The organism is Vibrio sp. 10N.222.55.B11 (assembly GCF_041473705.1).
GTDB classification, from domain to species: Bacteria; Pseudomonadota; Gammaproteobacteria; order Enterobacterales; family Vibrionaceae; genus Vibrio; species Vibrio crassostreae_C.
This window is the reverse complement of the sequence record NZ_JBFRST010000055.1, coordinates 78,088-101,217: the sequence shown is the minus strand read 5'-3', so window position 1 is coordinate 101,217 and position 23,130 is coordinate 78,088. Positions and strand designations below refer to the sequence as shown.

Below are 23,130 nucleotides of genomic sequence, written 5' to 3'. Positions count from 1 at the left end.
GGAGCGCGTACTTTTTAGACTTCGAAGAAAGTGAGATGAGTGAGTATTACCCAGAACATTTCAGTTACTGGGTAAAGTCGGGGGGAACCTATGAAGCGCTAATTTTTGCTATCGTCGCCGCTTACGACAATTTTGTCGCCGCCGATCTTGTCGCCATAGAATGCATCACCATTACCATTGGCCGTGATATTGATGACTTGCTTAGGTTGAGTGTTTAACTCATTAACAATTGCTTGGAGTTGGGCGTTTGCCTCAATGATTGCCGCAAGTTGCTCCTTAGATTCCGCGTCTTTAAACTCACGCTTATCAAGTTCCTGGGCAATGGCGGCTGCAACCGTATCATCTAAGTTGACCAAGTTATCTAATGCGGCTTTTACAAAAGCTGCTGTTGGTTTGATTGTTGACTTAACCAAGTCATAAAGCGCACCACCAAGGAGAGCGCTAGTAACAAACTCCATTAGTTCCTGTTCCTTAATCAGTATTTTTAGAGCGGGCTATTATACAACCACCACCTCTGCAATAGAAAGCGCATCATTAGCAAATGCCGCAATTAGTCAGTCGCTCATCGGGAACAGTCACTTTTTAATATTACATCGCCATTTTCTCATCATAATGCGTGCAACTAACTTATTTTATGAGGGCTGAATTCGGATATCTTTTGGCATGACGTGAACACGCTAAGAAAATGTGAATGAGTATTTACTCTGAATGATTTTGGGGCAGAAATGAGTCAGCTCTGATTAAGGCCTCAAGTTGGCAATATTAGATTATGTATTGACCTATCTGTTTTATTCTTTCTTTTCGAATTTCCCATTCACTCCCCAGCTCAGCCATTCACTCCTCATTATTACCATTCGTCGCATTGGTAAAACTGCACGACAAATTCTAGTTAACCTTTCAACGTCAACATTTGAAAGGGATTAGAAATCATGACTACTTCACACTCATTTAATTCAGGCTCTACAACTTCTGTGCTTAAGCGTTCATTGCTGATTGCTCTTGTTTCGTTTGCACCGTCGTTAGCTTTAGCGAACCCGAGTTCAGACGTGCTCGATATCTACAACCAAGCGGCGCAAGGCAATGAAGACTTGGTTGAGGTGGCTTATGAACGCCTTAATGACACGCTGCAACAAGACGGCGCTACGCCACTGACTTTAGTTTATTTAGGAAGCACAGAAACCCTGATGGGGCGTGATGCGTTCTTACCTTGGAACAAGATGAAGTATGTGGAGAGAGGCTTATCAACCATTGATAAATCACTGGTGCTGCTGAAAGACGAAGACCAGCCAATTCATGAACAACCCCGTGTTCAAGGGCTGCCAGATTCTTACCTAACTCGCGCAATGGCCGCCGTTACTTACACCTCTCTGCCAGACATGTTTAATCATTTCGATCGTGGTTATGACCTGTTCCTCTCGCTATTGGCTGAAGATGCTTTCCAGCAACAGCATTTCGCTGTGACATCGTGGATTTACCGTTATGCGATTGAGGCATCGATTCGTGCTGAAGACCTAACGCAAGCACAAGCGTGGCTAGAGCAAATGGAAACGGCCGATGCCGACAACATCGAAACGATGACTGCGAAGGCCCTAATAGCGAAAGCGAAATAAAGGGCATGGAAGCTAAACAGTTGGTTAGTAATCAGAGGAAAACGGGATGATTGAATTTAAAGATATCGGCAAAGCATATGTCACAGGCGGTCAACGTGTTGATGCATTAAACGGGGTCGATGGCCATATCCAGCGCGGTGAAATGGTGGCGTTGTGTGGCCCGTCGGGTTCTGGAAAAAGCACACTTTTGAATATTCTTGGTTTGTTGGATATGAGCTATCGAGGACAGATCAATATTGATGGCAAACCGTATCCGACAGAGCAAATCGCCGCTGCACGCTTTCGCCGTCAGTCGTTGGGTTTTGTATTTCAGCGCTTCAATCTGGTTCCAGTGATGACGGCACTTGAGAACGTGGCCTACCCATTGATGTTGAACCAATGTTCGAAACAAGAACAGCAGACCAGAGCACAAGAGATGTTGGAGCGTGTTGGGCTAGGCGAATATGTACATCATCGCCCAGACAATCTTTCAGGTGGCCAACAGCAACGTGTCGCAATAGCCAGAGCGCTAATCCACAACCCAAGCTTAGTAATCGCCGATGAGCCGACAGCGAGCTTAGACAGCCACACTGCTAATAACGTGATCGATATTATGCACGAGCTTGGCCACGAGTTTGGCACCACCTTTATTGTTGCGACCCATGATCCAAGAATGGCTAACCGTTGCGACCGTGTGATTGAGTTGGTGGATGGCAAGTTGGTCTCTTCAGTGTCAAACAAGGAGGCAATCTCATGGGCAAGTTAATGCAGTTTGGCTTTTTGCAATCGCTTCGCTTGGCGTGGCTGAATTTGCTACGAAATGGCCGCCGTAGCTTATTGTCTGTTCTGATTGTGGCGATTGCCGTGTTTGCACTCACCTCGGCGGGTGGCTATGGGCTCTATACCTATGAATCTTTACGAGAGTCGACCGCGCGAGATACAGGGCATTTAACACTCAGCACACCAGGCTATTTTGAACAAGACGAAGATATGCCGCTGAGTAATGGTCTGGATAACGTTCAAGCGCTAACTAAGAGCATTATTGGCGACAGCGACGTGCGTGGTGTGCAGCCACGAGTCTATTTTAGTGGTTTGGTGTCTAACGGCAGCAAATCGACCATCTTTATGGGAACGGGCGTCAATGAGCGCGAGTTCGATATGAAAGGACCATTCCTTGATGTGCGCAGTGGTCAAACTCTCTCTGATGTGAAATCTCCCAGATACGACAGCCAAGAGCCACAAGTGATGCTGGGAACCGACCTTGCTCGCAACCTCAAAGTTGCGGTTGATGATTGGGTGACACTGCTCGCCACCACCAGTGACGGCGCATTGAACGCTTTTGATTTTAAGGTGCAGGGTATTTACTCGACAGGAGTGCCTGAGCTGGATAAGCGTCAGTTATACGTACACATCACCACTGCCCAAGAGCTTTTAGCGTCAGACAAAGTCAGTACCTTGTCGGTGTTTCTATTTGAAACCAACAAGACTTCGACGGTTCAACAGCGCATCCAATTGGCTTTGGACAAGCAAGTTGGTCAACAGGGCTCAGATATTGAGCTCACCCCATGGCAAGGTCGCGCGTTCTTCTACACCAAGGTTAAAGACCTTTACGACCGTATCTTCGGCATCATGGGCGCGGTGATGGCATTGGTAGTGTTTGTGTCGTTGTTTAACACCATGACCATGTCGGTGACCGAGCGTACTCGTGAAATTGGCACCTTGTCGGCACTAGGCAGTTACCCGTCTGAAATCGTCGCAGGTTTCTTAAAAGAGGCGGGATTGTTGGCTGTGATTGGCAGCGCGATCGGCGCGTTAGTGAGTGGCTTCGTGTCGGTGTTATTGCTGGTGGTGGATATCCAAATGCCACCACCTCCCGGCAGAACCGAAGGTTACCCACTCAATATTTACTTCTCATTGGAATTGGTTGGTTACGCCACCTTGGGTGTACTGACGATCTGTTTGCTAGCCGCTTATTTCTCTGCTCGCAAAGGCGTAAATAAGCCAATCACGGAGGCGCTGGTTTATGTATAAATTTACTCGTTCACTCACTATTTTAGGTTCTGCGTTGGCTCTAGCATCGGCACCAAGCTGGGCTATCGATTCACAGCAAGTTACCGAGATGATTGCTAAGGCAGACAGCTACCGTTTGAACAGCGAACAGGCATCAAAAGTGGTATCTCTGGTCGCGCTATATCAAGACGAGCAACTAGACAAAACCCGCGAATACAACGTCTACACAAGACCAAACCGAGAGTCGCTGGTCGTGTTCAAGTCGGCGGTCGAGGCGGGTCAAAAGATGCTGATGATAGAGGACAACTATTGGTTACTGATGCCGAAATCGCGCCGACCTATCCGAATCACACCAATGCAGAAACTCTTGGGTGAAGCTTCGGTAGGGGACATTTCGACGCTCACTTGGAGCGAAGATTACCAAGGTAAGTGGGTTGCCGAGCAACAGGTTGAGAGGTCGACTGGCGAGACACTCGATACTTATCATCTAAAGCTAACGGCGAAAACCAAGGGTGCCAGCTATCAATCGATTGATCTGTGGTTAACAGCAGACCGTGCATTCCCAGTTAAAGCGGATCTGTATCTGCGTTCTGGAAAACTGGCGAAACAAGCTTGGTTTACTGAAGGCGTGCGTGATGGATTACCAACAGTGGTGTCGATGACCTTGCTCGATAAGATTCAGCCGAGTAAGAAAACCGTGATTGAGTACCGCGAGGTGAGTGAACAAGCCTTGGCTGACAAATACTACAACCCTGCTTACTTATCGCGTAACAGCGTGTCTGGGCTTTAGGTGGGTGCCATGAAAGCTTCTAGTCGTCGATTCCACATCAAGCCTTTAATCGTTACTTTCCTTGTGCTGCCTTGTATGAGTAATACGACTCAAGCGGACGATCTGAACCTAGCCTGGGACTGGCAATTGAGTGCTGAGGCCGTTGAATCGAGAGAGTCACCATTTAGCCCTTTAGCGTCTGATAATCGTCAGTCTTTAAATGGCTTGCTGGATCTAGAGGTTGGATATAACAATTGGCTTGGCCTGTTTGCAATGAAAGCCAACGACATTTTGAGCAATGACCCACAGGGGAATGAGGCGAGCTTTGAATCGGAATTCATTGTGCGCGAGCTGTTTTGGCAAGGTGGTGTTGAACTGTCTAATTCAGCGTTCGGTGACCACTATCTTGATGTCACGCTTGGCAAGGTTCGTTTGGATTGGGGCGTGGGCTATGGCTATCGACCGTTAGACATCATCAAACCTTATCGACAAAACCCAGTGGGCATTGTCGCAGAAGAGGGCGCAGGTGTTGCCTCGGCGTCACTGTTCGATATGACGGGCGAATGGACACTGCTTTACAGCGATTCGTCATGGACTTCCCAAGACGTAAATGAATTCGAAAAGCAGAATCAGCAACAAGGCTTTGGGATACGTCGTTACAATCTGGTTGGCGATCACGAATATCAATGGATCGCTTATTACGACGATGTACGCCACGGCTTGCTTGGAGCGAGCTTGGTGTCGGTATTAAATCTCGCGTGGGAGTTTCACGGTTCGATGGTTTATCAGCGACAAAGTTTGGGTTACAGCCAGCCTAACTCACTGCATAAACCGGTTTATCTAGAAGAGCAGGGCGAGGCTTACCAAGCCTTACTCGGACTGATATGGGTCAACGAGACGGGCCACAATGTGGTACTGGAATACTGGTTTGATAGCCGCGCTTGGAGTGACTCTGAGTGGCAAAGCGCTTTAGAGAATGCGGAATCTTTGTCTCTTAATCCCATGACAATATCGTTGGCGGGCTCTTACGCTCAAGGCTATCAACACGCCAATTTGGTTCAACACAACCTCATGTTTCACTGGTCTTTGGACTCGACACATGGCTGGCTTGAAGATATCACGCCAACATTTGATGTCATGCTGTCTCCACAAGACGGTGGCTTTATTGCTACGCAGTGGCTCAATTATCAGGCTTTCGATAATGGCGATTCATCGTTGGAATTGGAACTTGCTGCACGCTTTCTAGGCGGTAAAAGTGATTCTGCTTACGCCAACTTACCGGATAGTCATATGATTCTTTTAAATATCAAAGGACGATTTTAATGGACACTTCTTCAAACAGTCGCTTTTCATGGATTAAAAGCTTCGCGTTCACTACGCTATTTTGCGTTCTTATTGCAATTACAACCAATACGATTTGGGGAGGCGGGTTTACGCTTAACTTGGCCATCAGCTTCGGCTTTGGCTACAGCGCAGTTGGCTCTTCGTTTGTGTTGGTTGAACTATTCAAAAGGAAATCAAAGGCATTTGATGTAGGGGTATCAATGGTGATTGCAATGACCCTTGGTACCTTGAATGCACACTATTGGTTGAACGGGTATTTCGGGGCTAATATCTCGGACCTTAAATCTGTAGTCTTGCTCGGTGTGATCTTCTGTTCGGTTTGCTATTACTATTTCTACACAAGAGAGCAGCAGCTACGTGCCGATAATGAATTAGAGGTGGCGAAGCGTCGCCAATCTGATCAAGAAAAGGTCGTTGTACTTAGCCAGTTAAAACAGCTGCAAAGCCAAATTGAGCCGCACTTCCTATTCAACACGCTTGCGACCATCAATGTATTGATTGAGAGTGACAGCGCGAAAGCCAAGTTGATGCTCGAAAAACTGACTGACTTATTGCGTGTAACTCTGAAAAACAGCCGCACTGAACAATCGACCATCGCACAAGAGGTCGACTTGTTAGACGCTTATCTTAATATCCAAAAGATACGCTTGGGTGAGCGCTTAACGTTCTCGATTGAAACACACGAGATTAGCGATTTGCAGGTGATTCCACCGTTCTTGATTCAACCTTTGGTCGAGAATGCACTCACGCACGGCATCGAGCCCAAAGCCGCTGGTGGCCAAGTGAATATTCGTATTACTCAACAAGCACAGCAGCTAAAAATTGAAGTGGCTGATAATGGCGCTGGGTTGAAAACGCCTTCTGCGAATACGGGTCACGGTGTTGGGTTAAGCAATATTCGTCAAAGAATCGAAACCCTGTATGGTGATAAGGCGAGCCTAACGATTACTGAACACGCTGAAGGCGGGGTAGTCTCGACGATCTTGTTACCGTTGACTGAGGCAGCCGCCTAGAATTACAGATCAGAAAACACCGAACAGTGACGCAAAATAGACGATTTACAGTGTGAATTTAAAGGACTAACCATGAACAACCCAACAGTACAGCCGAGCGTAACGGCGATAATCGCAGACGATGAAGCACTGTTAAGGCACCACTTAGACAAGAGCCTTGCTGAGGTTTGGCCGGAGTTAGAAATCGTCAGTAAAGCACAAAACGGTTTGGAGGCGATGGAGAGTATTCAGCAGCTTAAGCCCGACGTGGCTTTTCTCGATATTCGTATGCCGGAACAGGATGGTATCTCTCTGGCGAAACAACTCAACAAGTTAGATTCACCGCCATTGATTGTGTTTATCACGGCTTATGACGAATACGCGGTCAAAGCTTTTGATCACAATGCGATGGACTACCTGCTTAAGCCAATCAATGAAGAGCGTTTACTAGCCACATGTCAGAAAGTGCAAGCGCGTCTGTCGAGCAATCAAACACAAACAGGTACCACGCCAGAACAGCCCGATATCACGGCGTTAATGGCTCAGCTTCAACAACTATCCCAGTCGACGTCACAGCAAACGCAGCCTCCTTATCTATCGGAGAAAAAGTATCTCACATGGCTCAAAGCCAGTGTAGGGGAAGACATTCACCTAATCGCCGTCGATGATGTCGCTTACTTCAAAGCAGAAGACAAGTACGTGTCTATATTTAAGAAGGGTCAAGGGGGATCGCTAGAGGAGTATATTCTTCGCGTGTCACTAAAAGAGTTGATAGCGCAACTCAATCCTGATGAGTTTTGGCAAATCCACCGTTCAGTGGTAGTGAAAGTTTCCGCCATTGATAAGGTGAAGAAAGGGCTCTCAGGTCAGATGTCGGCGTATGTGTCAGGGGAAAAGCTACCGATCAGCCGTGCCTCGCAAGCGTTGTTTAAGGGTATGTAGCGTACGAGCAAAAGGCGCGACATATCACCTTTATAATTGATTCATGTAATTTATAAATTAAACACTTTCATATTTATATCGAGTGACTCTAAAATTTTAGTCGTTTGATTTAATGGCGAATTATTACACTTTGGCGATCGGATATATTGAAGCAAAGCCCTTCAAAGAGATCGTTATGAAAGCATACTATTTAGTCGTCGTATTGAGCTCCACATTGCTAGGTTGCAGTTCTACTCCTCATCAACAAACGTTATTGAAATCCGATCCATATTGGGTCACAGGTGAATTAGATAACGGTTTAACCTACCACGTTTACCCTGACCGAGAACAACCAGTATCGGTACGCTTACTTGTGCATGCCGGCTCTTTTCAAGAGAGCGATCAACAAAAAGGTTATGCCCATTTTGTTGAGCACATGGCGTTTAATGGCAGCAACAATTTTTCAGGGAATGATGTAGTAGAGTTATTTGAGCAATCTGGTGCTAGCTTTGGCGCTGACTTAAATGCTTATACCTCTTATCAAGAAACCTTCTATAAGTTAGATCTACCCGACAACAAGAATCTAGATAAAGCGTTGGCATGGTTTAGAGATATTGGCGATGGTTTACTGCTGTCCGGCGCTGAGATCGAAAAAGAGAAAGGGGTGATATTAGGAGAATTTCGACACACACGAGTTGAAAATAAGCCTCTCTCATTTAAATTCTACGATCATATGGTTGAAGGCACGAATTACCAAACCAACGATCCCATTGGCAATAAAGAATCCGTTTCTAATGCGAATGTTCAAGAGTTAAATAACTATTACCAAACCTGGTATCAACCTCAGTTAGCCGAGGTGATTGTCTCTGGTGATATCACTCTGGCAGAAGTGATCCCTTTGATTGAAGAAACTTTCTCTGATTGGCAAAGAGGCACAACACCGGTTCCCGTGAAGAACACGTCAGCGGATTACAATACTCAAGATTTTGTGGCGTATGGAGCTGGGAGCGAGCCACCGAGCATCGGGATAGTGATTGAGCGTGGGCAAAGAGTGACACAGAGCCATGAGCAACAACATCAGCTTTGGCTAGATGATATTGCTCAACAACTCATCCAACAAAGGTTGAATTCAGATTTTGTTGACGCTGCATTGCCAGTGCAATGGGTTGCTTCGACTCCCTATTTCTTAGAGTACCAAAGGTATTCCATTACTACGGTTGGCTTTCCTATCGATAGTCGAGAGCAAAGCCAGCAGCAGTTTATTTCTACTCTCGCCTCATTGCGTGATTATGGTGTGAGCGAATATGAATTCACGAGTGTGATACAGCAATACCAAGCTAACCTTGATGACATTCAAGCTAACTGGGAGAGAATGGACGCAGTAGCTCATGCTGACGGTAAGTCGACGGCGCTGGTGATTAACCAAACGGTTCAATCACAGCTTGATTATAAGTCGAGCTTGAAAGAGTTTCTTTCGAGTACGGATCTAGAAGCCGTAAATGATAATTTAGATGATTTACTTTCTAGTCCATATATTTTGGGATTAGGTTTATCGTCTAAAGAAGACTTGCAGGCAATGAATAACGAGCTAAAAGATGTCAGAAAAGCCTATAAAAAGACAGGTAACAGACCATTGCTCGTTACTGCAAGCTCGGCGTTTAGTGTACCAGCGTCTCAAGGTGAAATTGTAAAACAAGTTCAGGTGAGTGACGATCCTAATTTGAAGCAATGGACACTAAGCAACGGCATTGAAGTTTTGTATCTCCGTAACTCTGAGGCTGGTAATAGTGTTGGGGTTTACTATGCAAGTGAGGGGGGAAAAGCGGCGCTGAGTCCTTCGCTGTTTCCTGCTGTAGAGATTGCTCTGCCAGCTTCGATTCGTAGTGGTGTTGGTAAATTTAGTGGTTCGGAGTTCACCGCTCACTTGAGACGCGAAGACATTGAAATCTACCCCTTTATCAACTTTACTCATCATGGTTTAGAAATAAGCGCCAAGAAAAAGACGCTTGCAGAGGGTTTAGCTGCGCTCCATACCATTGTAACCGAACCTAAAATAGACAGTGCCCAGCTTGAGGCTGTGAAGTCTGAATTTGCTCAAGATCGTACAGCATATTTAGAAACACCAGTTGGTCAGTTTATTCAGATGGTTAATCGCAATAGCTATCAAACAAGCAGCCGTCACATGATGCTTGAAAGTGACGATATTAAAGCTGTCACGTCGCAAGATATACTAGACGTACAGCATCAACTCTTTCAAAAATTAAGAGACAATACATTGGTTATTGTTGCTGATATTAACCCCGCTGAAATTAAGCCTCTTGTGCGTCAATACGTTGCATCGTTGCCATTAGAAGCCGCTGTGTCTCCTGATTATCAGGTGGCTTATAGTCCTGATTCGAAAGAACGAATGGATATATCCGTCAATAATGAAGACAGCAGTCAGTATTTATTGCGTGTGATTTCCCAGCAAGCTCGGGATCAAACCGCAAAAGATGTGTTTATGGACGATATGCTTCAGCGCGTGTTGTCGAGCCGTTTAACGGCTTATGTTCGTGAAGAGTTAGGTTTGGATTATGCGCCTTATGTGTACTCGGTTGCACAAGACAGTGAGCCGAGTTATGACTGGTTAATCGGCTCTTTAACGGCTCCAGAAAACTCAGATAAAATTGAACAGGCGATTGATAAGGTCATTGCTGAAGCGGCAAAAGGGATTTCTGAAGATGAGACTCGGACGGCCGCTAAGCAGCTTGTAGCGGACCTTACTCCACTTAAATATAAGCCTACCGAACAAGCTTGGTTTATTTCTCGTTATTTGATTCATGACTATGGTTTTGAGGTGTTGTTCGACCTGCAGGGGACGGCAGACTCAATTTCTAGTCAAGACATGACAGAGTATGCGAAAGAAATTTTTGGTGATAACAGCTATCAGCTGAAGAATTTGTTAAGCCCACAAGGTTAGGTCTAGTTAGGTGAGTGGTTTTCTTGAAAGCCGCTTCTACTTTTTATATGTGGATTCACTTACAAGCCAAATGTTCAAGCATTTGGCTTTTTTTTATTGCACTGACAAGCGAGTCTAAAATCGATGTATTAGGCTCTTATCAAAACACCACTTTAAATGAGCACAGCGATCTTACATAACGATTGGTGATTTATAAAATAAAGATCTAGATCACAAAGATACTCATCAGGTTCAATATTAAATAATAATCGTTAGCTCAATCTGTATATTGTTGATGAATGACATTAAGAGGTTGTTATGAAAACATATTATTTAGCGACGGCTCTATGCCTCACCTTAGTTGGCTGTAGCTCAACATCAAAAACTACCGAAACGCCAATCCAGCCGGATCCGGCATGGACTTCAGGCCAACTAGAAAATGGCCTTACTTATCATGTTTATCCAGATCATGAAGAATCCGTATCTGTTCGTTTAGTCGTGCACGCCGGTTCGATTCAAGAGACTTCTCAACAAGAAGGCTACGCGCACTTCTTGGAACACATGGCATTCAATGGCAGTAAAAACTTCTCTCAGAACGATGTGATTCGTCTATTCGAAGACGCAGGCGCTAGCTTTGGTGCTGATATTAATGCCTACACCTCTTATGAAGAGACGGTCTACCAGTTAGATTTGCCAGATAACATCCAATTGCAGTCTGCTTTGACGTGGATGCGTGACATTGGTGATGGCCTGGATCTATCAAGCTCAGAAGTCGAAAAAGAAAAAGGCGTGGTTCTTGGCGAGTTTCGTATGGCTCGCCTCGATGATAAGTCATTCGGAGAGAAATTCTTTGACCACTTCATTGAAGGCGGCCCGTACGAATCGCAAGATGCATTAGGGACTAAATCGTCGATCGTGAATGCTACTCCTCAAGGCATCACCAACTTTTATCAGACTTGGTATCAACCTCAAATAGTTGAGCTGGTCGTTTCTGGTGATGTGGACATCAAAACTGTGATTCCACTTATTGAAGAAAAGTTTTCTAGCTGGGAGCGTGGCGATACGCCGAGACCAGAGAAACAGAAAATGACCTCATTCAATGAAGATGATTATGTTGAGTACGCAGGAAGAGAAGCGCCAAGCATCACTCTGACGTTTAACCGAGGTTTAAATAGAGTTGAAAATCATGCTCAGCAGCATCAACGTTGGTTAGATGAAACCTCTCAACAGTTGATTCGACAACGATTAGAAGCAGTATTTAATGATGCCGCGCTGCCGACTCAATGGATAGCGTCTGATGGCTATCGAATGGGTGCTCTGCACTATTCGGCAATAAGTGTTGGGTTTCCGGCTGGAGACCGTGAAGTAATCCAACAAGATCTGCTTTCTACATTGGCGTCATTGCGTGATTTTGGTGTTTCGGAAACGGATATTGTTGGCGAACAGCACTACTATCAAGACTTACTCGACAACATCGAGCATGACTGGGATAAAATGGATAGCGTTGAACACGCGAACTACAAAGCGAGTGCGTTAGTCACAGATCGAATCGTCCAATCACAGAAAGACTATCAAGTAAGTTTGGAAGCTTTCATTGCTAACTTGAGCCTTGAAGTGATTAACGACAACATCAAGAATCTACTTTCTGATGATTACTTTATTGTTATTGGGATGGACGACAATGAAGACAGAACAGCGGTCATTAACTCTCTAGATAGCTTAAAAGCCACGTATAGCGAGGCGGGAATTCCGCCGCTTGCGATAGGAACAGCCAGTGCTTTTGCTGTACCTAGCTCGCAAGGCGAGGTTGTACTTGCTGAACAAATGTCCGTAGACCCATACATCCAAAAGTGGACGTTAAGCAATGGCATCGACATGTGGTACCTGCGTGATTATGAGGCAGGTGATGATGTTGGGGTGATGTACATGAGCCTCGGCGGAAAAGCCGCTTTGGATCCGAGCTTGTACCCAGCTGTTGAGGTTGCGTTACCTACCTTCGCTCGAAGTGGTGTCGGTGAGTTTACGGGCTCTGAGCTTTTAGCGTACTTTGATCGTGAAAATATTAGCGCCGATTCTTTCATTGGTAATACTCATCATGGTATTGAATTTAATATCAATAAAGACGGACTTAAAGATACGTTTGCTGCGCTTTATACCTTCATAACTGCGCCTAAAATTGTTCCCGAGCAGTTAGAGGCAGTGAAACAGGAGTTTGTACAAGGTCAAGAATCTTTCTTGAGCAGCCCTGTCGGTCAGTTTGAGCGCGCAAGAAACCAGAATATCTATCGTCAAGACAGTGGCCACCTCTTTGTTGATAAAGAACGTGTTGAAGCGGTTTCTGTGGAAGACGTCGCTAATCTTCATCAGCAATTGTTTGGTCAAATGAGGCATAACCAATTGGTGATCGTGGGTGACATCGACCCAAGTGAATTAAAGCCTTTGGTTGAGCAATACTTGGCTTCGATTCCATTAGAAAAAGCTGAGGTTCCTGAATTTAAGGTGGCTTACAAGCAGCCATCTGAATCACGCATTGATTTAGCGATCAACAATGTGAATAGTGCAGAGTACATCCTACGAGTTATCTCTGAGCCTAGCGTTGAAGTTAAAATGTCGGCAAAAGATGTTTTCATGGAAGACTTGCTGCAGCGCTTGTTGGCGACTCGTTTAGATACCTATATTCGTGAAGAGTTGAGCTTAGATTACTCGCCATATGCGTATTCAGCATCCGCAGATAGTGAGCTGAGTGGTGAGTGGGTTATCGGGGCGATGGTAGCGCCGGAGAACGTTGACCAAGTTGAAGTGGCGATCGATAAAGTGATTGCAGACCTTGTACAAGGCGTCTCTGAAAAGGAAATGCACGCAGTCGTGAAACAGTTTGAAGCGGACTTCACGCCTCTCGAGACGAGCTCTATTGACCAAGCATGGTATCTGTCTCGTTATTTACTTCATGGTTACGATATCGAAGCTTTGTCTCAAGTTGAGCGAGTGGCGAGGTCGATTACTGCGGAAGACATGAATCAACTTGTCCAACGCATCTTTGGTGAAGATAGCCGTAAGGTTAAGAACATCATGCGTCCTAAAGCCTAAAGCCTAAAGCCTAAAGCTTGAAACCAACAGAAAGAGACAACTCAAAGCCAAGCGAGCACCGCTTGGCTTTCTTGTTTTCCCACCATTCATAACGTCTATGCCTCACCTGTTGTTAAGCCGTTTTAGATCTATGTAAATCTAAATTTTGAGATCGCTTAATCGGTTGCATCGTATCATTTTCTAAAAAAATGTTTTAAATCAAGACAGCGTTTCATTTGTATTGTAGATTGACGATCTACGAGAATGTTGTTTGGATATTAGATTGCTTAAACTGGGTACCCGATTAGTCTTAATGTTGTTTTTACTGAGCTTTGGCTTAGTGAATTCTAACGGCTATTCGTTTCCTTCTAAGCCATTTCAAATATACTCGGCTCAAGAGCAATCTTCACAGAATGATCTTTGTAAACAAGCTGATATGGATAATCCGTCGAGCTACTTAGAGTGCGATAAGGCTCAGTTTGGCACCGTGCCTTCTGGTGACAGTTCTAACTATCACGACACCGAATCAAGCCTTCAAGCAGCAAACTTCAGACGTATGCTCAGTAACGAGCAAGAAAGCGTGGCCGATCTTGAGCCTGCTTATCATCTACTGATTGACTTCTCTCCCCCCTCAATACTGGCTTCCCTGCTCTTCAACACGCCGTTGTTGGATTCCAAGCTGCACTGGACCAGTATTGTGAGTTCTCCGTCCTCCCGGCTTTCTGGGTGGAAAGAGGGCAACATCCAATACTCGCATTTCCGAGAACTTCTTAGCTAATCGTTTGACCCTAAATTGGTCGTATCGATGGTCGCCTCGTGCCCATTGAGCTCGCCAGTTAACCAAGACAAACATAGCGACATCAGCTTTAGCATCACTATCTTTCAATCAGCTTGTTCTGGTCGTGATTAGCCATCGCTCGTGTTCGCAAAATATTAGACATACCAATCGTAGTAAATAACTGGTCACCCTAGCTGGTTAAAATGCTCGATCACTGCTTTTTTCTGGTGCTATTTTTGAGCACGTATTTACGGTGATTGGTAGAAAGAAGAGATCTTGACTGTGAAAAAACGCATTCAAAGAAAACAAATAAACCACTACTCAAAGTGGAAATACGTGGTGCTTATCGCCACTATCATCATCATGGTTCTGAGTGCTTTACCTTCTTGGTATGGCGAGAATGCGTCGGTTCAAATTAACAACCGTTCTGAACAGACCATCGATGCTAGCCAAATTACCCAATACCTTGCGAGCGAAGGCATTCAAGCCAAATCGGCATTTCAAAAAGACCAACGTTTAGTCGTGATCTTGGAAGACGCAGAACAACAAGCGAAGGCTAAAGAGGTGCTGAATGAGCGCCTATTGGATAACGCGACGGTTGCGCTAGCGATGGAGCCAGCAGCACCGAAATGGTTGACTGACATGGGCTTCGCACCGATTCAGCTAGGCCTTGACTTACGTGGTGGTGTGCAGTTCCTGTTAGAAGTGGACATGGAACCGGTTTACCACGCCCAAGCGCAATCTGTGGTCGATGAAATCACCAGCCAAGTGCGTTATGCACGCGGTAAAGTGGTGAATAACCAAGTTGAATTTAACTTCCGTACTGATGCCGATTTCGAGAAAGCACAAAAACTGATTCGTGAAGAGTTCCCACAATGGCAACGTGACCGTTCAGATAAATCGCTAACGTTAACTCAGTCTGAAGAAGAACAAAGAACGCTACGCAACCTAACGGTTCAACAAAACCTACAGATCATGCGCAGCCGTATTGAAGAGCTAGGCATCACTGAGGCATCGATTCAACGCCAAGGAGAAAGCCGTATCCGTATCGAATTACCGGGTGTACAAGACCCTGCAGCTGCGAAAGACGTGATTGGTGCTACGGCTTCATTAGCGTTCTACTCTGTGTACGACAACGCAACGCGCAATACTCAAACTCTGAAAGATTCAGATGGTAATCGTGTCGTGGTTGCTCGCAAAGCAGTGCTGAGCGGTGAACACATTATCGATGCGCGTAGTGGCATTGGTGAGATGGGCAGTGCAGAAGTAAACATCACGTTGGATTCTTCTGGTGGTAAGAAAATGTCTGAGTTTTCTCGCCATAACATCGGCAAGCCAATGGCGACCGTTTACAGCGAATACAGCCGTGACAGAGCCGGTAACAGCGAAAAAACCAGCGAAGTAATCAGTGTGGCGAACATCCAATCTCAACTGGGTAGCCGCTTCAGAATCACTGGTGCAGGCAGCATGGCAGAAGCACAAGAGCTTGCTCTATTGCTACGTGCCGGTTCATTAACAGCGCCTGTTACCATCATTGAAGAGCGTACTATTGGCCCATCTCTGGGTGCTGAAAATGTAACCAACGGCTTTGCTGCTTTGGCACTTGGTCTTGGCCTTACGCTAACGTTTATGGCGCTATGGTACCGCCGCCTTGGTTGGGTCGCGAACTGTGCATTGGTAGTTAACATGACCACGTTGTTTGGTTTGATTGCCTTGCTACCGGGTGCGGTGTTAACTCTGCCGGGTATTGCGGGCTTGGTACTGACCGTCGGTATGGCGGTAGACACTAACGTGCTTATCTTCGAGCGTATTCGAGACAAGATGAAAGAAGGGCGCAGCTTTGCTAGCTCTATCGATCGTGGTTTCGATAGCGCATTCTCGTCAATTTTCGATGCTAACGTCACCACCATGATCGTTGCTGTGGCTCTATACACCATTGGTAATGGACCGATTCAGGGCTTCGCTCTAACTCTAGGCTTAGGTCTTCTAACCAGTATGTTCACGGGCATTTTTGCTTCACGAGCGATCATCAATTTGGTTTGGGGGCGTGACCAACGCCACGATGTAAGGATTTAAGCATGAGTACTTCAAAAATGACTATTTCAGACCGCTATTTTTCAAATAGCTATATTTCGGATAAGAATATGACTCGCCTTCGTAAGGTGATGTCTGCGATATCTATTGTGCTGTTCATGAGCTCTGTGATGCTGGTGGCGGTGAAAGGTTTTAACTGGGGCTTGGACTTCACAGGTGGTGTGGTTGCCGAGGTTCAGCTCTCTGATCAAGTCACTAAAGATGCGTTAAAAACAAAACTTGATACAGCTTTCCAACAAGACGTGCAAGTGGTTGGTATGGCAGAACAGGATCGCTGGACAATCCGTTATAGCCAACTGACAGATGCTCCACAGCCAAACTTAGTGGATGCTTTGTCTTCTGTCAGCGACCAAGTAAAAGTGCTTAACAGCAGCGTGGTTGGCCCTCAAGTCGGTCAAGACATGGTTGACCAAGGTGGCTTAGCGGTATTGGTGTGTTTCCTAATGATCATGCTGTACCTGAGTGTACGTTTTGAATGGCGTTTAGCACTCGGCGCCCTAGCCGCAATCATCTATGACGTGACGCTTATCTTGGGTCTGTTCGCTTTTACTCAGTTCGAGTTCAACCTGACTGTGTTAGCGGCTGTGTTGGCGATTTTGGGTTATTCATTGAATGACTCGATCATCATTGCCGACCGTGTCCGTGAGATGCTGCGTGGTAATCCAAATGGTGACACTGACAACCTGCTTAACGAATCGGTTAAAGCGACCTTCTCACGCACCATGGTGACCTCAGGTACAACGCTAATCACCGTATCTGCACTTTGGCTACTTGGTGGCGCTGCGCTGCAAGGTTTCGCGATTGCACTGGTTGTAGGTATTGTCAGCGGTACTTGGTCTTCAGTTTCAGTAGGTATCACACTGCCTAAGTTACTTGGTCTACAGCCTTGTCACTACCAAGTGAAAGCGCCGGTAGAAGTTGAGGGTGAGTACCCTTAGGTTATCTATTGGTTAACAGTACAACTTAGTCAGTAACGTCAACAAAGCCCTTCGTTTATAGTAAAACGAGGGGCTTTATTTTTTATAAGAGTCAAACTGTTACAGAAAAGAGAGCCTATTTCAAAAAACGATGGATTGAGCAGGCAAGCCCTCATGATATGAAGTATGTTTAGATGACGTTCGTAGAAATAAGGCAAGGGAATGGAATATCGACATCAATGTCATGTAGGCGACCATGGTGATGCGCTAAAGCATCCAGTATTGAGTGCACTTGTTCGGTCATTAATGCAGCAACATTCACGCCTCAATGTTATCGACACGCACTCTGGTACAGGGTGTTATGACCTCAACACTGCACCAAGTAATCATGCTGGTGAGTTTGCTGAAGGGGTTGGGTACTTGTGGCGAAACAAGGCTTATCTTCCTCCGGCATTCGCTTCTTTTATGTCGGTGCTGGAATACTACAATCCGAACCAACTTATCTCTCTCTATCCGGGTTCTGCAGCCATCACCTACCAACAAGGCCGCAGCCAAGATAGCTTCTATTTTTCAGACATTCAGCAAGATGAAGCCGACTTATTACAAACCAACATTGAGAAGCTGCAACGCGATCTTGATGTTTCAAGTAAGCTCACCATTACCGCTGGCGATGGCTTGAAAGCACTGCCTGACGACATAGCAAAACACGACAACCATCACCTGATTGTTATCGACCCGCCCTATGAAACCGATTCTGAATATCTCGCGGTGATCGATGCCTTGGTTAAGGCGTATCAGCAGTCTGAGAAGGTATCAGCATTAATTTGGTACCCGCTCTACACGGATGATAAGAGCTCACTGATTTTGAACCACTGCGTGACAGCGGTGAAAGATGGTTTGCTACCAAGTCCGATCAAGTCGGAACTTCGCCTTCGAGATCCCAAGGGTGATGATCGCCTGATCGGCAGTGGTTTGCTGTTGTTCAATCCACCACAAGGCATTGCGGGAACGGTCGCAGATACGCTCGATTATTTACACAGCCAACTCGCGACTAATGGTGAAGGTTACTGGCAAATGAGAAGTTTATAGATCTGATTTTTATGGGTTTTATGATGGTTTTCTAGACATCACTCACTAAATCACTGTTACCTATGTGGTTTAAATTGACCAAACGCTAACTTTTATCGATTGATTAATTGCAGTGAATCATTTAAAAATAGAATATCAATGCGCACAAGTGCATAATGGCTCATAAGTTAAATAATTACCCCTAATTAATATCAGATTGTGGTTTACCCCCTAAACTGCATAAGGCTCGCACTAGTCACGCGAGCCTTTCTTTTGCCTGAAGGAAAATCTAAGGCAGTTCTATCAATTTAAGATTCACTACAACACTGGATAATCGATGTAGCCTTTTTCGTTGCCGCCGAACAGAGTGGCGCCATCAAGTTCTGATAGTTCGTTGCCGTTTTGTAGGCGTGAAACTAGATCTGGGTTAGCAACGAATGGGCGACCAAATGCGACGAGATCGGCGTAGCCTTTGCTTAGTACTTCTTCGGCGCGTTGTGGTGTGTAGCTGCCGGCAACGATGATGGTGTTAGAGAACAAGGCTCTTAGTTCGACACGGAAGCTTTCAGGGATAACTGGAGCATCATCCCAGTCGGCTTCTGATAGGTGCAGGTAAGCGATGTCTCGATCTTGAAGTGCCTTCGATGCCTCTAAAATCGTTGGTACGATGTCTGGACAGTTCATGTCTTTGAAGGTGATGAATGGGGCCAAACGTACACCTACTTTATCGGCACCTATCTCTTCAATCACAGCATCAACCACTTCGATTAGGAAGCGAAGTCGGTTCTCGCGGCTACCGCCGTAGTTGTCGGTGCGTTTGTTTGAGTTGGTTCTTAGGAACTGATCAATCAGGTAGCCATTGCCACCGTGTATTTCCACTCCGTTGAACCCTGCCTCGACTGCTTTTTTCGCTGAGTTAGCAAAATCTTGAACAACACGATCGATGTCTGCTTGGGTCATCTCTCTTGGTTGGATGCAATCCACCATGTTGCCGTTACCATTCTCATCAGAGATCCAAACCTGCGTTTCTATGGGTGCCAGTGCTGAAGGTGCAATCGGCAACTCGCCTTTTTGAAAGGTAGGGTGTGATACTCGGCCTACGTGCCATAGTTGGCAGAAGATCGCGGCACCTTGCTCTTTTGCTGCTGTGGTGACTGATTTCCAACCTTCGATTTGCGCATCGGTATAAACGCCGGGTGTGAATGAGTAACCTTGAGAGTCATCTGAAATTTGTGTGGCTTCAGTGATGATAAGTCCTGCACTTGCTCGTTGTTGGTAATAAGTCGCCATCATGTCGTTGGGCACGTTTCCAGGTTGGCTAGTGCGAGCGCGTGTCATGGGTGCCATAACCACGCGATTTTGCAGTTCTAGACCTTTCAGTTCTGATTTTTCAAATAATTTGTTCATGGTTTCTACCTTGTTTTAATGCTGTGATCTTTCGTTTTTTATTGGGGCGATAAGTCGCGTTATTTGCTTTCTGCTGGGCTGAAAATAGAGTTGCTCTGTGGCTTTTCAGATCGGTTGGCTTTTGCAATAAGCAACAAACCAATCACTGGGACAACAACGGCTGCGAATGGAATCATGCCTGCGCCTAGTTGGCTGTCGAGTACCATGCCGCCAAGGAATCCACCAAAGGCATTGGCTAAGTTAAACGCTGAGATATTCGCAGTTGCTGCTAGCTCTTGCCCTTCGCCACCGTGGTTCATTACTCGAAGTTGCATGGCAGGGACGTTCGCAAATGATGTAATACCAAAGATAAATGCAGCTGCAACGAATAGGATTTTGTTGTCTACCACAAGGCCAACCACCACCAATGAAATGATCATCGCGATAGCCCAAAACATTGAAGCTTTGCCTAGGTTTTTATCTGAAGAGCGTCCGCCCAAGGTGTTACCGATGATTAAGCCAACACCTACAATCACTAAGATCCAAGTCACTGATTCTTGACTGTAACCTGTGATGTGCATGGCGATTGGCGCAAGGTAGCCGTAAAGCGTCATGAAGCCAGACCAAGCAAAAGCGGTGATTGCTAAGCTGATCAGTAACATTGGATTTTTGAACGCTAGAAGCTGAGTTTTGATGTCTTTCGCTTCACTGTGACCGGTCGATTTAATCGAAGTCAGAATGGCAAGCATCGCGACAGTGCCAAGTGCTGCCACGGTAAAGAAAGTAGTGTGCCAGCCGAATTGCAAGCTCACCCATGTACCAGCAGGAACGCCAAGAACGTTAGCGAGTGTTAAGCCTGCGAACATCTGGCCAACGGCACGACCTGCCATTTTTTCAGACACTAAGTTGGTTGCAACAACCGCACCGATACCATAAAAAGGGCCTTGCACTAAGCCTGCGATAACACGGCTGGCAAGTAGAAGTGGGTAGCTAGGAGCAAGGGCTGATAAGACATTACCGATGATGAACAGTGCCATTAAGCCAATCAGTACCATCTTCTTGTTAAAACGTGCGAGGTAGATGGTTAAGATCGGGCCACCAATAACGATAGCCAATGCGTAAGCACTGATTAGGTATCCGGCTTGACCTTCGGTGATCGAAAGGGATGTGGCAATTTGTGGAAGGATGCCTGCAATAACAAACTCAGCGGTGCCGATGGCAAAAGCTGCGAGTGTCAGTATCCAAACTTGGAATGGGATCTTTTCTTTATGGATCGCTTCTGATTTCATAGTGAAGTACCTGTGTTAATTCTTGTTTGTTAGGACGTGAGATACACGCCCTAACGATTGTTCTTTATGTCTTTGCGGGGTGTTAGCCGAGTAGAGCGCCGCCGTCGATGTCGATGATTGACCCTGTGACGTATGGGTTATTAATTACGAACAGGTAACCCATGGCTATCTCTGAAGGCTCGCCAACCTTGCCTGCGGGTAGGTTGTTTTTGGCGTTGTCGTACATGCTTGTACGAGCGGAATCGTCCATGTTTTTGTAGGCTTCCGTCATGGTTAAACCCGGGCTAACGGCATTGACTCGAATGGGTGATAGCTCTTTCGCCAGTATTTTGGTTACGCTTTCTAGTGCGGCGTTGATGGCGGTTTTTACGTAAGTACCAGCAACAACTTTGCGTGACAACATGCCAGTTGTGAAGGTGATAGAGCCGTTTGGCGTCATGTAGCGTGCGGCATGTTTGGCTACGTTTAAGCTGCCCCAAAACTTAGTGTCAAAAGCTGTCTTAGCGTCTGCGGTTGCTACGTCTGTTACTTTTCCTGCGGGAGCGGATGAGCCAGCGGTTACGACTAAGTGGTCAAACACGCCAATCGATTCGAAGTATTCACAAATCGATTTTTCATCGGTGATATCAACGCCTGTGTGTCGGCTGGCAATATGTACCGTGTTGCTCTCGTTTCTTAGTTGCATCGCTAGTGCTTTGCCGATACCTGATGTGCCACCAATGATGACGAAAGTGTGTTTCTCTTGTTTAGTCGATTCGTTAGTCATGCTCTGAATTCCTGCGTTGTTCTGTTGATGTTTGTCATTATATTTATTCGACTAAATTTGATAATTGGTTAAAATATAAATTCATTATTCGGTTAATCTGAATAGTGTGACTGAGTATTCAAATCGAGCATTAAGATCGAGAAGTAAGACGAAGAGGTGGAAGCGAGAATCGTATGGATAAGTTTTCAGATATGGCGATGTTCGTCAGTATTGTTAAGCATCACGGGCTAGCAGCGGCTGGGCGAGAGTTAGGGCTTTCTCCTGCGACGATGACAGCAAGGTTGCAGGCACTTGAAGAACGATATGGTGTGAAGTTGTTAAATCGAAGTACGCGTCATGTGTCTTTGACTGACTCTGGGGAGCTGTATCACAAGGCGTGTTCGGAGATTTTAGACAACGTCAGTGAGGCCGAAAACCTGATTCAAAATGGTGTAAAAGAAGTCAAAGGCTCGCTAAAAATCGCCGCGCCGAAAGACATCGGAAAGCAGTACATTCTTCCTATACTTTCGGGGTTTTGTCAGCAGTATCCGGACGTTATTCCTTACCTGTATTTGAACGATAACCTCTCGAACATTGCTGAATCTGGCATGGATATCGTGGTCCGTTATGGTGAACTGGTCGACAGCAGTTTGATATCCAGACGCTTATCGCCAAGCCGACGTGTGTTGTGCGCTTCTCCTGAATATCTTGCTAAACATGGAACACCGTTAACACCACAAGATTTGGTCGAACACGACTGTTTAGCCATGCTGCGTAGCAATGAAGAGCTCAAGACATGGCACTTCCAAGACCATGATATGAAGAAGTCGGTGACGGTTGTGCCGAAGCGATTTTCAGACGATGGCGAAGTGATTCGCTACTGGGCATTAAAAGGTGAGGGCATTGCGCTTAAATCGGTGTTGGATGTGCAAGATGACATCAATAACCAACGCCTTGTGACTCTGCTTAATGGCTACATGAAAAACTTCAATACCGCGATGTCGGTGTCGAGTGCTGACTTGAATGTGGTGTACATCAGCAAGAAATATCAGCCCAAGCGTATCCGGTTGTTTCTTGATTTCTTGTTTGAGCGGTTTGGCGATTTGGTTGAAAAGTCTAGTTAGATTAGCCGAGAAGCAGCGCATGACAGATCTCTCGAACTCAACACCCGGGTACGGACAGAGAACATTGAACTGGTTATGATACGACCAACATAAGGATGTG

General features: G+C 45.8%; 18 protein-coding genes. 14 read left to right on the top strand and 4 right to left on the bottom strand.

The window, feature by feature from the left end:
• Nucleotides 1–98: 98 nt before the first annotated feature.
• A complete protein-coding gene (locus tag AB4503_RS19320) occupies nt 99–458 on the bottom strand; it encodes a hypothetical protein (protein WP_372115589.1) in 360 nt (119 codons plus the stop codon).
• Between the two features lie 471 nt (nt 459–929).
• On the opposite strand from AB4503_RS19320, the gene AB4503_RS19315 reads away from it, so the two are divergent.
• The 13 genes from AB4503_RS19315 (at nt 930) to rlmJ (ending at nt 18,507) form a co-directional block, all read left to right on the top strand.
• Nucleotides 930–1,610, top strand: a complete 681-nt coding sequence (locus tag AB4503_RS19315) for a hypothetical protein (RefSeq protein ID WP_017065104.1) — start codon at nt 930–932, stop codon at nt 1,608–1,610.
• A gap of 46 nt (nt 1,611–1,656) precedes the next feature.
• Nucleotides 1,657–2,355 carry an ABC transporter ATP-binding protein gene (locus AB4503_RS19310; RefSeq protein WP_372115588.1) on the top strand — a complete coding sequence of 233 codons (699 nt, stop codon included), beginning with the start codon at nt 1,657–1,659 and terminating at the stop codon, nt 2,353–2,355.
• Complete coding sequence (locus AB4503_RS19305) at nt 2,343–3,620, top strand: ABC transporter permease (protein ID WP_372115587.1); 1,278 nt, start codon at nt 2,343–2,345, stop codon at nt 3,618–3,620. The genes AB4503_RS19310 and AB4503_RS19305 overlap by 13 nt, the downstream gene beginning before the upstream one ends.
• Nucleotides 3,613–4,389: an outer membrane lipoprotein-sorting protein gene (locus tag AB4503_RS19300; protein WP_372054487.1), complete on the top strand. Its 777-nt coding sequence runs from the start codon at nt 3,613–3,615 to the stop codon at nt 4,387–4,389. The genes AB4503_RS19305 and AB4503_RS19300 overlap by 8 nt, the downstream gene beginning before the upstream one ends.
• Nucleotides 4,390–4,398: 9 nt before the next feature.
• Nucleotides 4,399–5,691: a hypothetical protein gene (locus tag AB4503_RS19295; RefSeq protein ID WP_372115586.1), complete on the top strand. Its 1,293-nt coding sequence runs from the start codon at nt 4,399–4,401 to the stop codon at nt 5,689–5,691.
• Complete coding sequence (locus AB4503_RS19290; protein ID WP_372115585.1) at nt 5,691–6,725, top strand: sensor histidine kinase; 1,035 nt, start codon at nt 5,691–5,693, stop codon at nt 6,723–6,725. The genes AB4503_RS19295 and AB4503_RS19290 overlap by 1 nt, the downstream gene beginning before the upstream one ends.
• A gap of 72 nt (nt 6,726–6,797) precedes the next feature.
• The gene (locus AB4503_RS19285) at nt 6,798–7,646 is read left to right on the top strand and encodes a LytR/AlgR family response regulator transcription factor (RefSeq protein WP_372115584.1); all 849 of its coding nucleotides are present in this window, start codon (nt 6,798–6,800) and stop codon (nt 7,644–7,646) included.
• Nucleotides 7,647–7,821: 175 nt separating this feature from the next.
• Nucleotides 7,822–10,584 (top strand): M16 family metallopeptidase, encoded by a 2,763-nt coding sequence (locus tag AB4503_RS19280; protein ID WP_372115583.1) that lies wholly within the window; start codon nt 7,822–7,824, stop codon nt 10,582–10,584.
• A gap of 297 nt (nt 10,585–10,881) precedes the next feature.
• Nucleotides 10,882–13,650, top strand: a complete 2,769-nt coding sequence (locus AB4503_RS19275; protein WP_372115582.1) for a M16 family metallopeptidase — start codon at nt 10,882–10,884, stop codon at nt 13,648–13,650.
• A gap of 292 nt (nt 13,651–13,942) precedes the next feature.
• Complete coding sequence (locus tag AB4503_RS19270) at nt 13,943–14,407, top strand: hypothetical protein (RefSeq protein WP_372115617.1); 465 nt, start codon at nt 13,943–13,945, stop codon at nt 14,405–14,407.
• A gap of 276 nt (nt 14,408–14,683) precedes the next feature.
• The gene (secD, locus tag AB4503_RS19265) at nt 14,684–16,483 is read left to right on the top strand and encodes a protein translocase subunit SecD (RefSeq protein WP_017065097.1); all 1,800 of its coding nucleotides are present in this window, start codon (nt 14,684–14,686) and stop codon (nt 16,481–16,483) included.
• A 2-nt stretch (nt 16,484–16,485) separates the two neighbouring features.
• On the top strand, nt 16,486–17,439 hold the full coding sequence (gene secF, locus AB4503_RS19260) for a protein translocase subunit SecF (RefSeq protein ID WP_017061264.1): 954 nt from the start codon (nt 16,486–16,488) through the stop codon (nt 17,437–17,439).
• A gap of 201 nt (nt 17,440–17,640) precedes the next feature.
• Nucleotides 17,641–18,507 (top strand): 23S rRNA (adenine(2030)-N(6))-methyltransferase RlmJ, encoded by an 867-nt coding sequence (gene rlmJ, locus AB4503_RS19255; protein WP_372115581.1) that lies wholly within the window; start codon nt 17,641–17,643, stop codon nt 18,505–18,507.
• Between the two features lie 297 nt (nt 18,508–18,804).
• On the opposite strand, the gene AB4503_RS19250 is transcribed toward rlmJ, so the two are convergent.
• The 3 genes from AB4503_RS19250 to AB4503_RS19240 form a co-directional block, all read right to left on the bottom strand.
• Entirely contained in the window at nt 18,805–19,893 is a 1,089-nt protein-coding gene (locus tag AB4503_RS19250; protein WP_372115580.1) for an alkene reductase, read from the bottom strand.
• A gap of 59 nt (nt 19,894–19,952) precedes the next feature.
• Nucleotides 19,953–21,161, bottom strand: coding sequence for an MFS transporter (locus AB4503_RS19245; protein ID WP_372115579.1), 1,209 nt, complete (start codon nt 21,159–21,161; stop codon nt 19,953–19,955).
• Nucleotides 21,162–21,243: 82 nt separating this feature from the next.
• Entirely contained in the window at nt 21,244–21,927 is a 684-nt protein-coding gene (locus AB4503_RS19240) for an SDR family oxidoreductase (RefSeq protein WP_372115578.1), read from the bottom strand.
• 173 nt (nt 21,928–22,100) lie between these two features.
• On the opposite strand from AB4503_RS19240, the gene AB4503_RS19235 reads away from it, so the two are divergent.
• Nucleotides 22,101–23,030 carry a LysR family transcriptional regulator gene (locus tag AB4503_RS19235; protein ID WP_372115577.1) on the top strand — a complete coding sequence of 310 codons (930 nt, stop codon included), beginning with the start codon at nt 22,101–22,103 and terminating at the stop codon, nt 23,028–23,030.
• Nucleotides 23,031–23,130: the final 100 nt, after the last annotated feature.